General features: G+C 66.4%; 12 protein-coding genes. 5 read left to right on the plus strand and 7 right to left on the minus strand.

Annotation, left to right across the window (positions count from 1 at the left end; translation table 11 throughout):
• Positions 1-17: 17 nt before the first annotated feature.
• From BLA15945_RS00760 to BLA15945_RS00770, 3 genes are all read left to right on the plus strand, one after another.
• On the plus strand, positions 18-431 hold the full coding sequence (locus BLA15945_RS00760) for a MarR family winged helix-turn-helix transcriptional regulator (RefSeq protein WP_059240329.1): 414 nt from the start codon (positions 18-20) through the stop codon (positions 429-431).
• 20 nt (positions 432-451) lie between these two features.
• Positions 452-2,239, plus strand: coding sequence for a chloride channel protein (locus BLA15945_RS00765; protein WP_059240327.1), 1,788 nt, complete (start codon positions 452-454; stop codon positions 2,237-2,239).
• Positions 2,240-2,726: 487 nt separating this feature from the next.
• Positions 2,727-3,062, plus strand: a complete 336-nt coding sequence (locus tag BLA15945_RS00770; protein WP_059240325.1) for a hypothetical protein — start codon at positions 2,727-2,729, stop codon at positions 3,060-3,062.
• A gap of 87 nt (positions 3,063-3,149) precedes the next feature.
• Here the strand turns inward: BLA15945_RS00770 and ppnP are convergent, their stop codons facing one another.
• Positions 3,150-3,470, minus strand: a complete 321-nt coding sequence (gene ppnP, locus BLA15945_RS00775) for a pyrimidine/purine nucleoside phosphorylase (protein ID WP_006478890.1) — start codon at positions 3,468-3,470, stop codon at positions 3,150-3,152.
• Between the two features lie 148 nt (positions 3,471-3,618).
• A complete protein-coding gene (locus tag BLA15945_RS00780) occupies positions 3,619-4,521 on the minus strand; it encodes a LysR substrate-binding domain-containing protein (protein ID WP_059240323.1) in 903 nt (300 codons plus the stop codon).
• A gap of 182 nt (positions 4,522-4,703) precedes the next feature.
• Between BLA15945_RS00780 and BLA15945_RS00785 the strand changes: the two genes are divergently transcribed.
• Together BLA15945_RS00785 and BLA15945_RS00790 are read left to right on the plus strand one after the other, a co-directional pair.
• Positions 4,704-5,888, plus strand: a complete 1,185-nt coding sequence (locus tag BLA15945_RS00785) for a M20 aminoacylase family protein (protein ID WP_059240321.1) — start codon at positions 4,704-4,706, stop codon at positions 5,886-5,888.
• 42 nt (positions 5,889-5,930) lie between these two features.
• The gene (locus BLA15945_RS00790; RefSeq protein WP_059240319.1) at positions 5,931-7,250 is read left to right on the plus strand and encodes an MFS transporter; all 1,320 of its coding nucleotides are present in this window, start codon (positions 5,931-5,933) and stop codon (positions 7,248-7,250) included.
• Positions 7,251-7,337: 87 nt separating this feature from the next.
• Here BLA15945_RS00790 and BLA15945_RS00795 read toward each other — a convergent pair whose 3' ends face one another.
• The 5 genes from BLA15945_RS00795 to BLA15945_RS00815 form a co-directional block, all read right to left on the minus strand.
• Positions 7,338-8,441, minus strand: a complete 1,104-nt coding sequence (locus tag BLA15945_RS00795; RefSeq protein ID WP_059240317.1) for a porin — start codon at positions 8,439-8,441, stop codon at positions 7,338-7,340.
• Positions 8,442-8,504: 63 nt separating this feature from the next.
• The gene (locus tag BLA15945_RS00800) at positions 8,505-8,924 is read right to left on the minus strand and encodes a DoxX family protein (RefSeq protein WP_059240972.1); all 420 of its coding nucleotides are present in this window, start codon (positions 8,922-8,924) and stop codon (positions 8,505-8,507) included.
• Positions 8,925-9,093: 169 nt separating this feature from the next.
• A complete protein-coding gene (locus tag BLA15945_RS00805) occupies positions 9,094-10,371 on the minus strand; it encodes a cytochrome c (protein WP_174991222.1) in 1,278 nt (425 codons plus the stop codon).
• A 2-nt stretch (positions 10,372-10,373) separates the two neighbouring features.
• Positions 10,374-11,993, minus strand: coding sequence for a GMC family oxidoreductase (locus tag BLA15945_RS00810; protein WP_059240313.1), 1,620 nt, complete (start codon positions 11,991-11,993; stop codon positions 10,374-10,376).
• Positions 11,993-12,499: a sugar dehydrogenase complex small subunit gene (locus tag BLA15945_RS00815; RefSeq protein WP_174991389.1), complete on the minus strand. Its 507-nt coding sequence runs from the start codon at positions 12,497-12,499 to the stop codon at positions 11,993-11,995. The genes BLA15945_RS00810 and BLA15945_RS00815 overlap by 1 nt, the downstream gene beginning before the upstream one ends.
• Positions 12,500-12,506 lie beyond the last annotated feature (7 nt).

Genomic DNA, 12,506 nt, shown 5'->3' on the forward strand with positions numbered 1-12,506 from the left:
CTGACCGACCGACCCCGATGAACGATACCCGACGCGCGCTGGCGAAAAGCGATTTCCAGCAATTGTCCGAGTTCCGCTACCAGATGCGCTGCTTCGAGCGCTTCTCCGAACGCGCCGCGCAAAGCGAAGGCGTGACGCCGCTGCAATACCTGCTGCTGCTGCACATCAAGGGCTATCCGCATCGCGAATGGGCAACCATCGGCGAAATCGCGGAACGCCTGCAGGCGCAGCACCACGGCGTCGTCGCGCTGGTCACGCGCTGCGAAGCGCTCGGGCTCGTGAAGCGCAAACCGAGCGAAGCCGATCGCCGCCAGGTCGAGGTCCACCTCGAGCAAGCCGGCGAAACGCTGCTCGCCCGCCTCGCAGCCATGCATCGCGCCGAGCTGAAGTCGCTCAAGGACGCGTTCCAGGTTCCCCAGATCGATTACTGACCCTTGCTCTTTCCACTCCGATGAACGCACCACACAAACGCGATTTTTCGACCAACGAACGCCTGCCCAGGATCGCGTTGCTTGCCGCCGGGATCGGCCTGCTCAGCACGCTCGCCGCGTTCGTGCTGTTGAGCCTGATCCACCTGTTCACGAACCTGTTCTTCTTCCAGCAGTTCTCGTTCGCCGACCGCTCTCCGGCAAACAACACGCTCGGCGCATGGGTGATCGTGATTCCGGTGATCGGCGGGCTGATCGTCGGGTTGATGGCGCGCTTCGGCTCGGAGAAGATCCGCGGCCACGGCATTCCCGAAGCGATCGAGGCGATCCTGTTCGGCAAGAGCCGCATGTCGCCGAAGGTCGCGATCCTCAAGCCGCTGTCGTCCGGCGTCGTGATCGGCAGCGGCGGCCCGTTCGGCGCCGAAGGCCCGATCATCATGACGGGCGGCGCGCTCGGCTCGCTGATCGCGCAATGCGTGCACGTGACCGCCGCCGAGCGCAAGACGCTGCTCGTCGCCGGTGCGGCCGCCGGCATGACGGCCGTGTTCGGCACACCGGTCGCAGCCGTGCTGCTCGCGGTCGAGCTGCTGCTGTTCGAATGGCGGCCGCGCAGTTTCCTGCCGGTCGCGCTTGCCTGTGCGGTGGCCGGGTTCGCACGCGCGGTGTTCTTCGGCGTCGATCCGCTGTTTCCGCTGACGACGGCCGCGCCGACGCCGGTCGCGCTGCTGTCGTGCATCGTCGCGGGCCTGCTGTCGGGCATGCTCGCATGCGGCCTGTCGGCAGCGCTCTACCGCGTCGAGGACACCTTCGCGAAGCTGCCCGTGCACTGGATGTGGTGGCCTGCGCTCGGCGCGATCGTGATCGGCATCGGCGGCTGGCTCGAGCCGCGCGCGCTCGGCGTCGGCTACGACGTGATCGGCGACCTGCTGCATCAGCACATCGCATTGAAGATCGCGCTCGCGCTGCTGATCGTGAAGGCCGTGATGTGGGTGATCGCGCTCGGCTCGGGCACGTCGGGCGGTGTGCTCGCCCCGTTGCTGATGCTCGGCGCCGGCCTCGGCACCGTGCTGTCGCCGATGCTGCCTGGCGGCGATCCGGCGCTCTGGCCGCTCGTGTGCATGGCCGCGACGCTCGGCGCGACGCTCGGCGCCCCGCTCACCGCGATCGTGTTCGCATTCGGCCTCACGCACGACGCCAACGCGCTGTTGCCGCTGCTCGCGGCGACGCTCGTCGCGCACGGCTTCGCGACCGTCGTGATGAAGCGTTCGATCATGACGGAGAAAATCGCCCGCCGCGGCTATCACATCTATCGCGAATACGGCGTCGATCCGCTCGAGCGCCATGACATCGGCGAAGTGATGACGTCGGCCGACGTGCTCGTCGCGATCGACGGCGCCGCGACGCTCGATACCGTCGAGTCGCAGTACTTCGGCGCGAAGCAGACGCATCGCGCGTACCCGGTCGTGCAGAATGGCCGCCTGCTCGGTCTCGTCGATCGCGCGACGCTCGATGCGCAGCGCGCGCAGGCAGGCGCCGACGCGCCGATCTCCGGCGCATTCGCCAACCGCGCGCCGTCCGTCGCACTCGCACACGAAACGTGCCGCGTCGTCGCATCGCGCCTCGCGATGCTGGGCCTCGAACGCCTGCCGGTCGTCGACAACGAGCAATCGCTGCGCATCACCGGCATCGTGTCGCGCAGCGACCTGATCAAGCCCGCACTCCAGCACTTCGACGACGAACACAAGCGCGAGCGCTTCCGCCCGATCGTCCCGGCCAACCTGCGCGACGCAGGCACCCGCAAGGCCGGCTGACGCCACCCGCGTGCGCGGCACCCCGGCCGCGCACCGCTTGCTCATCCCGCCTCACCTCGCTGCACGATGCGGCGCGCCCATCGCGCGCCGCATCGCATGCGGTCGCGTCCCGTGTTTAAAGTTGGTTAACAATTCGACCGACGAAAGTTTGTCATCATGGCTGCCATGCGACGGGGCCATCAATCAGCCATTCCACTTCGCCATCAAATAAAGAGCCGCGGCACGGCATGCACACCCATGCCGTTTGCCGCGGCCGTCACGACACCACACGACCGGGCAGCGCGCCGACCGAGCAACGCATGACGTCGAGCCGCATACGACGCATGCCGCATCGCAGCAACGCTGCACAGCACCTGAGCCGCCATTTGGCAAGCGCGTTAACAACTTGTTTCGGAATAGCCGGAACCGTGCGTGCCCGCTGCAATCTCACTAGCACGCAGTACTGCTGCGCATCCCACTCAATCAATCACGACTCGAGGGAGATAACGTGAACGCGAAATACTTACCGCTCATCGCATTGACCGTGGCATTTTCTGCTCACGCAGCCGATTCTGCCCTGCAGAACGTGGGACAAAGCCAAAAGCCCGCCGACCAGGTGGCGCAGTGCATCGCCAAGACGTGGGCCGACAAGTCGCAACAACAGGTGACGTCGCAGTACGAACTGGCGAACGGCCTCGCAATGGCCGTCTATGCGCCGGGCCAGCAGCCGCCTAACGGCGCTGCCGCCGTGGTGCGCCCGGCCAATGCCGGCAACGCGAAGACCTGGGTCGGTTTCCGCGGCGGCGATGCCTCGTCGGCCGGCGACATCAACGCCTGCCTGTAACGAGAACAGGCGCTCCGGATGGCCTTGCGCCATCCGCTTGTGACAAGCCCCGCTTCGGCGGGGCTTTTCTTTTGCTGCCGCCTGCGCTTACAGGTAGCTGCAGACGTAATCGAGCGTCTCGAGCACTTCGATGTCGAAGCGGCTCTTGCCCGGCACCGAGAACGACTCGCCGGCGCCGTAGGTCTGCCATTCGCTGCTGCCGTCGAGCTTCACGCGGCACTTGCCGGCCTGCACTTCCATCAATTCGGGAGCGTCCGTGCCGAAGTTGAGCGCGCACGGCAGGATCACGCCGAGCGTCTTGCGCGTGCCGTCCGGGAAGAGCACGGTATGCGACACGCACTTGCCGTCGAAATAGACGTTCGCGCGCTTGACGACCGATACGTTGTCGAATTGGGTTGCACTGGTCATGTGATGCCTCTGATTGCTGGATGCCGGATGGCGATAGTTGTCGGCGGCCGGCCGGAGCGGCTGGCCGGCCGATATCATACCGGCTCGCGCGACGCGTGCCGAGCGCCAAACAATCAGGATGACTATGCGATCGCCGGCGAGCGGCGGCTCAGCGCAATCCCTTGCGGCGCGCGGAATCGCGCAGGCAGTCGAGCAGCATCGCCGCGGCCGGCGTCAGCGGGCTGTCGCGGCGCGTGACGACCTGCACCGAGACACCCGGCAGGCGCTCGCGGATCGGCAGCACCGCGAGCTGGTCGCGCGCCCACTCGCCCTGCAGCAATTGCTCGGGCATCGATGCGATCAGGTCGCAACCGGTCATCAGGCTGTGCGCGAGCCCGAAGCTCGGGCATTCGACGACACGCGCCGGCACCGGCAGCCCGTACGCAACGAATGAATTGAACAGCACCTGGGTGGAGCTTTCCGGCGACGGATTCATCAGCCAGTCGGCGTCGACGAGATCGGCGAGCGACGTGGCCGACGCGAGCGGATGCCCCTTGCGCGCGACGATCAGCGAGCGGCTCGCGTAAAGCTCCGCGTGATCGAACTCGGCTGCCAGCAGCTCGGGCACGACGACCGCCACCGCGAAATCGAGCGAGCCGTCGTGCAGGCGCGGCAGCGCGACGCCCGGAAACCCTTCGATCAGGTTGACGCGCGCCACCGGGAAGCGGCGCCGGAACGCACGGAACGCGTCGGGCAGGATCGTCACCGCTGCCGCTGGCGTGATCGCCGCCGCGACGGAACCCGTCATCGCGCCCTGCGCCTGCTCGATATCGTCGCGGGCGCGCTGCATTTCGGCGACGATCAGCCGCGCGCGCACCTGCAATTGCTGGCCGAACGCAGTGAGCTGCACGCCGCGCGCGGTGCGCACGACGAGCGATACGCCGAGCGCGATCTCCAGCTCCTTGACCGCCTTCGTCAACGCCGCCGGCGACACGTTCAGGCGCCGCGCGGCCGCGCGGATGCTCCCTTCTTCAGCAACGGTGACGAACGCTTTCAGTTGATGGTATTTCATGGCGGCAACGCGTGATCCGTGGAAACCCTGTGCGTCGCGACGTGTGCCGCCTCAGGGTATTCCCGAGCGGCAACCGATGGTGTGCACCAAAGCAATTTATCAGCTTCTGGTACGCAAAAGAAATTTATATGCTTGCTCGTCATAGGTGCGTCAAACGCCCCATCGGCCCCACAGGAGACACCATGCCGCAAGCCGTGAACCCCGTCATCCCCGGTATCGCCGCGATCGCCCCCGAGCTGGTCGAGGTGCGCCGCCGCATCCACGCTCATCCCGAGCTTGCGTTCGAAGAAACGCTCACCAGCGATCTCGTCGCCGAGCTGCTCGCCGGCTGGGGTTACGAAGTGCATCGCGGCATCGGCAAGACGGGTGTCGTCGGCGTGCTGCGCGAAGGGCAAGGCACGCGCACGGTCGGCCTGCGCGCCGACATGGACGCGTTGCCGCTCGCGGAAGCCACGGGCCTGCCGTACGCGAGCCGCCATGCGAACAAGATGCATGCATGCGGTCACGACGGCCACACCGCGATGCTGCTGTGCGCGGCGCGCCACCTCGCGGCGACGCGCCAGTTCTCCGGCACGCTGAACCTGATTTTCCAGCCGGCCGAGGAAAACTTCGGCGGCGCGAAGGCGATGATGGACGACGGCCTGTTCGACCGCTTCCCGTGCGACGCGATCTTCGCGATCCACAACATGCCGGGCCGCGCGGCCGGCGACATGGCGTTCCGCACCGGCGCCGCGATGGCGTCGGCCGACCGCGTGACGATCACGCTGCGCGGCGTCGGCGGTCACGGCGCGATGCCGCATTTCGCGCGCGATCCGATGTCGGCCGCGGGCAGCATCATGGTCGCGCTGCAGACGATCGTCGCGCGCGAGGTCGATGCGCAGCATGCGGCCGTGATCACGGTCGGCAGCGTGCAGGCCGGCGAGACGTTCAACATCATTCCCGAAACCGTCGTGATGAAGCTGTCGGTGCGCGCGCTGAACGCCGACGTGCGCGCGCTGCTCGCACGCCGCATCGAAGCACTCGCAAAAGGCCAGGCGGAAAGCTTCGGCATCACCGCGGAAGTCGACTACGACTACGGCTACCCGGTGCTCGTCAATCACGCGGAACCGACCGCATTCGCGGCCGACATCGCGCGCCAGATGCTCGGCGCCGACCGTGTCGAAACCGACGCCGCGCCGCTGATGGGCAGCGAGGATTTCGCGTTCATGCTCGAAGCGCGCCCCGGCTGCTACGCGTTCATCGGCAACGGGATCGGCAGCAAGGGCGGCTGCATGGTGCACAACCCCGGCTACGACTTCAACGACGACATTCTCGCGATCGGCGCGAGCTACTGGGTTCGCGTCGCCGAAGCCTGGCTCGCGGCCTGACGGCCCTTCACCACGCAGTTTCGCGCTTACCGGGGGAACCCCATGGAAACGTCCGCCCTTCCGTTCACCGGCACGCCGGTCGATGCCCGCGCCGCCGCCAAGAAACGCCGGCTGATTGCGGCCGCCGCCGTCGGCAACGCGCTCGAGTTCTACGACTTCACGGTCTACAGCTTCTTCGCGATCCTGATCGGCAAGCTGTTCTTTCCCGTGCATTCGTCGTTCGGGCAGCTGATGCTCGCGGTCGCGAGCTTCGGCGTCGGCTTCGTCACGCGTCCGCTCGGCGGGCTCGTGATCGGCATGTATGCCGACCGTGCCGGCCGCAAGAAGGCGATGATCCTCACGCTGCTGCTGATGGCGCTCGGCACGGCAGCGATCGCGGTCGCGCCGACCTTCGCGCAGATCGGCATCGCCGCACCGATGCTGCTCGTGCTCGCCCGCCTGCTGCAGGGGTTCGCGTCGGGCGGCGAAGTCGGCGCGTCGACGACGCTGCTGCTCGAACAGGCGCCGCAGCACCGTCGCGGCTTCTACGCATCGTTCCAGTTCTCGAGCCAGGGGCTCGCCGCGCTCGCGGGCGCGCTCACCGGCGTCGCGCTGACGTCGACGCTGACTGCCGCACAGCTCGAAAGCTGGGGCTGGCGCGTGCCGTTCATCATCGGCACGCTGTTCGTGCCGATCGGTTACTGGCTGCGCCGCACCGTCGAGGAAGTGCCGGCTACCGCACCGGCGGCCGCGCACGACGAGCCGGTCGCATCGCTGCCGCTCGCCGACGTGCTGCGCCATCACGGCAAGGCCGTGTTCGCGGGGCTCGGCGTAACGATCGGCGGCACGTCGATCCACTACATCATCGTGTTCTACATGGCGATCTACGGCGTGCAGGTGCTGCACCTGCCGACCTGGCTGTCGATGACGGCCGGCTGCGTCGCCGGTGCGATCCTGATGCTCGTGACGCCAATCGGCGGCCACCTGTCCGACGTGTACGGTCGCAACCGGATCGTCTGGTGGACACGCATTGTGCTGATGGTCGCGATCTACCCGGCGTTCATCGCGCTGAATCGCTGGCCGGGTGCCGCATCGCTGCTGTCGATCATCGCCGCGCTGTCGATCGTGCACGCGATCAACATCGGCGCGACGGGCGCGATGCTCGGCGAACTGTTCCCGCGTGCGGTGCGCGCGACCGGCGGCGCGCTCGTGTACAGCGTCGGCGTCGCGATCTTCGGCGGCTTCGCGCAGTTCTTCGTCACGTGGCTGATCGCCGCGACCGGCAATGCGAATGCGCCCGCGTGGTATGCGATCGGCTGCGGCGCGATGACGCTGCTCGCGATTCGCTGCATGGATGAAAAAGCCGGGAAGGCGCTCGACTGAGCGGTGAGCGATGCGGCCGCGCGCCGCAAACGAAAAAAGGCACGGGTGCGACCACCCGTGCCTTTTGCGTATCTGGCGTTGCCCCGCTCAGAACGTATGCATCATCCCCACATACGCACCCGTCTGCGACTCACCTGCGAGCGGGCTCGTGCCCGACGTCGCATCGCGCGGCGTCGCCAGCAGCGAGAAGTTCGAGTTGCCACCGTTGCGCACATACGCCACCGTGCCGTACAGGAACGTGCGCTTCGACAGGTTGTACGTGGTGCCGAGCACGTACATCATCGCGTGGCCCGACGGATCGTGCGACGCATCGCTGCCGCCGTCGCCCACCTTCACGTAATAGCCGCCGGCCGTCACGGCCCATTGCGGATTCGCCGCATAGGTCGCGCCGAGCCAGTAGTGATCGGCGCGATCGGCGACGCCGGCCGGGCTGTCCGGCGCCTGGTAGTGCGTATACGCGCCCTGGATCTTGAACTTCGACACCTTCACGTTCGCCCCGACGAAGTACTCGCGCGACGCCGTGAAGATGTTGCTGAACTTGCCGTTGTTGTCGCGCAGTTCGTCGTACATGCCACGCACGTCGAACACCGGCGAGTGATACGAGATCATGATCCCGTCCGAGCGGCCGAAATCGTCAGCCGCACCGTAGTTGAAGCCGCGCGACTGGTTGCCGAACGCATACTGCGCCTGCACGTCGAAGCCGCCGATCACCGGGCTGTGGTATTCGATGTTGTTGCTGCTCTGCTGCCAGTTGCGGCCGCGCACGAGCGACGCGGACGAAAACGCCTGCTGCACGAACGGATCGAATTCCCACACGCCGTCGCTGTCGATGAACAGGTTGCGGCCGGCCTGCAGCTGGCCCCACGTGTCGCTCTTCAGCCCGACATACGCGCGCCGCGACCACATGCGCCCGCCGCCCGTCGTGCCGTTCATCACCTGGAACGCGGTTTCCAGGTTGAAGACGGTCGACAGCCCGCCGCCGAGATCCTCGAAGCCCTTCAGGCCGAACATGCTGGTACCCCAGTCGCCGCCTTCCGCGCTCCAGCGCGACTTGCTGCCGTTCGGCGTCGCGATGTGGTTCAGGTATTCGATGCCGCCGTCGATCCGGCCGTACAGCATCACACTCGTCTGTGCAAAAGCAGCCGCCGGTGTGGCAGCCGCGATCAGCCATGCGAAATGTTTAAGTCGCAAAATGATGCCCCCTCGGAGTCTCGACCTTCCCGCGCGCGCCCCATGCGCGCGCCCAGGGTCTGTTTATCCGCGATCGATCGAATATCGACCGGGGCCCGCTGCGCACAGTGCAAGCAGGCCGCCCGCGATCGCGATGTTCTTGTAGAAATGAATCATGTTGTCGATCTGCTCGCCGCCCGTCATCGTCCAGTAGTGGTGACCGATGATGCCGGTGCCGATCGTATAAAGCGCAAGCAACAGCGCAAGCGGGCGCGTCTGGAAACCAACGAGGATCGCGATCCCGGCGAACAGCTCCATCACGACGGAGATCGCGGCGGAGATGATCGGCGCGGGCGCGCCTTCCGAACCCATGAACGCGATCGTACCGGAGAAGTCGACGATCTTCTTCCAGCCGAACATCACGAACAGGATCACGAGCAGGATCCGGGACAGCAGCAGCAGCACATCGCGCTGGGACGCGAGAAACGGTTGATTCGGTGTCATGGTCTCGATCAACGAAATCGATGCGCGGCCTACGCGCACCGGATTGCCAACGAACCAGGACGGGCGGCCGCCTGCGCCGCCCGCCCCGCTCTGCAACAACCGGCATCGGGCCCGCCCGATGTGCTGTGCGCCTCCTCTGGGTGGTCGCCCTGCTTTGTCGCGCGCCGCATCAGCGCAGCTTCGCGACGTCCTGCTCGGTCACCTTCGCGGCCGGGTTGCCGAACTGCCCGGTCAGGTAGTTCGTCAGCGCGGCGATCTGCGCATCCGACAGCTCGTGGCGGAACGCCGGCATCCCGACGTCCTCGCTGCCGGCCTTGCGCTGCACGCCGTTCAGGATCACCTGCACGAGGTTGGTCGGATTCGGTGCGCCGACCGCCGAGTTGTGGAACAGCGGCGGGTAATAGCCGTCCGGCGTGCCCTTGCCCTGCATCTGGTGGCAGGTCGCGCAGTTGCCGAGGTACAGCCGTGCCGGATCGATGCCCGACGACGCGAGCGCGACGCCACGCAGCTTCAGGCCGTCCTCGGCCGGCTTGCCCCACGACGAGCGCGACTGCTTCGCGTCGCCGCTGGCCACCGCCGGCACCGTGCGGATGTACGTCGAGATCGCGCCGATGTCGGCTTCCGTCATCTTCGAGAAGCTGTGCTCGATCGCCTCGGCCATCGGGCCGGCCGCCTGCGCGAGGCCCGGCACGCTGCCGGTGCGCAGGTACTGGACGAGCTGCTGCTGCGTCCAGCCGCCGATCCCCGCGTTCGGGTCGGACGTGATGTTGTAGCCGTCCCAGCCCGCGAGCACCGAACCCGACAGGAAGCTGCCGCCGGTTTCATCCAGCGACTTCTCCTGCATCGCGATGCCGCGCGGCGTGTGGCACGTGCTGCAGTGCGCGAGGCCCTGCACCAGATACGCACCGCGGTTCCACTCGGCGCTCTGCGCCGGCTTCGGCTGGTACACGCCGTCCTTCAGGAACAGCCAGTTCCAGATCTTCAGCGGCCAGCGCATGCTCAGCAGCGCGGGGATCTCGTTCTTCGGCGGCGCCTGCTTGACCGGTTCGACGCCGTGCATGAAGTACGCGTACAGCGCCTGCACGTCGTCGTCGTTGATCTTCGCGTACGACACGTACGGCATCGCCGGGTACAGGTTGTCGCCGTTCTTCGAGACGCCGTGACGCACCGCGCGCTCGAAGTCGTCGAAGGTCCAGTTGCCGATACCGGTATCGGGATCGGGCGTGATGTTGCTCGTATAGATCTTGCCGAGCATCGGCACCGGCATGCCGAGACCGCCCGCGAACGGCTTGCCGCCCTTCGCGGTATGGCACGCCATGCAGTCGCCCGCGATCGCGAGGTATTCGCCGCGCTTGACCTGCGCAGGATCGGCCGCATCGGCCGCGCGGACGAGCCCCGGCAGCGCGAGGCAGCCGGCGAGGAGGAAGGTGAGAGTAGATTTCCGCACGGTCAGACTTCCTTCTTCAGCGTGTCCGACATCCGCAGCGCAAGCGCCGCGATCGTCAGCGTCACGTTCACCGTACCGACGGTCGGCATCGTCGAGCTGCTCGAGATGAACAGGTTCGGATGGTCGAACGTGCGGCAGTCCTTGTCGACGACCGAGTCGCGTGCATCCGCGCCCATGATCGTCGCGCCCGTGATGTGGTTGTTCGGCGCGAACTCGTCGTTGAAGACGACTTCGGTGCCGCCGAGCACCTTCGCGGCCGTCGCGTAGACCTCGCGCGTGTGCACGGCGCCGCGCTTCACGTAATCGTCGATCGCATACGTGATCTCGGGGCGCGGGATGCCGACCGCGTCGGTGGCCGTCTTGCTCGGCACGATGCGGTTCTCGGGCTGCGGCAGGATTTCGTGGAAGCAGTCGAACTGCACGTAGCGCGCGGAACGGTCGCGGATCTGCGCGTCGAGCTCCGCGGGCTTCATCAGCTTGCCGCCCTTGAAGATCTTCTGCGTTTCCTGATTGATCCGCGACATGTTCGACAGGTGGATCTTCTTCGCGGCTTCGGTCGCGCGGAACGGGCCGTCGCGGAAACCGATCAGCGACGTCATTTCCTGCGGGCCGCGGCCCGGCCACAGCTTCTCGTTCGCATAGAACGACACGCCAGTGCCCGGATGGTCCATCAGGTTGCGGCCGACCATGTCGGAGCTGTTCGCGACGCCGTTCGGGAAATCGCGGTTCGCGGACATCAGCAGGATCTTCGGCGTCTCGATGCCGTTCGCGGCGATCACGAAGTACTTGCCCTCGACGCGATGGTCGGCGCCCGTCTTGTCCTTGTAGATCGCTGCGACGATGCGCTTGTCCGGCCCGGTCTCCAGCTTGTAGACGACCGCGCTGTCGATCAGCTTCGCACCGGCCTGCTCGGCCTTCTCGACGTGCACGATGCCGTTGTACATCGCGCCGATCGGGCAGATCGGCATGCAGTTGTTGTTCCCGCAACAGGTGGGCCGGCCGTCGTACGGGCGGCTGTTGCGCGCGACGGGCTCGGTCACCACGTGGAACTTCGGGTCATAGCCGTTGAGCGCGCTCTTGATCGTCTGCTCGTTGAACGACAACGGCAGCGGCGGCATCGGGTACGGCTCCTTGCGCGGCGAGTACAGGTCTTCCTCGGGGCCCGGGCCCCACACGCCGAGTTCTTCCTCGGCGCGCTGGTAGTAATGCTCGATGTCGTCGTACTGGATCGGCCAGTCGCGGCCGACGCCGTACACCGTCTTCATCTTGAAGTCGTTCGGGATGAAGCGCCACGCCGACGCGGCCCAGTGCCACGTCGTGCCGCCCACCGCGCGGATGTACTGCGAGTTGAACTTGTGCTCGCCCTTCAGGATCAGGTAATCGTTCGGCGGGCCGTATTCCGGATGCGGCGCCCATGCGCTCGACGGGTACGGCGCCATGAAATCGGTCTTGTCGACCTGATTGCGAAAGCGCTCGACGATTTCCCAGCGCGGCATGCGCGGGCCGGCTTCCAGCAGGATCACGGACTTCCCGGCCATCGCGAGCTGGTGGGCAACGATCGCGCCTGCGACACCCGATCCGACAACCACGACGTCGGCTTTTTGCGTATCGGTATCGGCCATCAGGCTTGCCTCTCGATCGGTTTTTCGGCCCAGAAGCCGGGTTTGTTGGGGCAATACGAAGGAATCACGAGCGTATCGGATACGACGCTGAACATTAATGCTTCTTCGTAGGTAATCGCGACGTTATCGACAATGCCGAGATACCACGCTTCAAGAATCTTCAGCGCGAGTGCTTCCTGATCGGGATTCAGCGAACCGGACGCGAGTGCGCCGGCGAGTTGCGGCAGGCTGTCGGCCGTCTTGAACGAGCCCTTCTGCAAGGCCTGCAGGAAGCGTTCGCCGAGCACGCGGCTCAGCCCCTTCTTGCCGGTCAATGCTTCGGAGAGCGTCATGAACGTATCGAGCGGCGCAGTGCCGGGATCGTCAGCCAGGGCCCGCAACGCCAGCGAGCCGGTGAGGCCCGCCGCCGTCAGCGCCAGTGCGCCCTGCAGCCATTGACGCCGCGTGATGCCGCTTGCGGCTGCGTCGCTTTCACGACGCGAGTGGGGAGTGTTGTCGTTGTGCATGTTTCCT

Source organism: Burkholderia arboris (assembly GCF_902499125.1).
Classification (GTDB): Bacteria; Pseudomonadota; Gammaproteobacteria; order Burkholderiales; family Burkholderiaceae; genus Burkholderia; species Burkholderia arboris.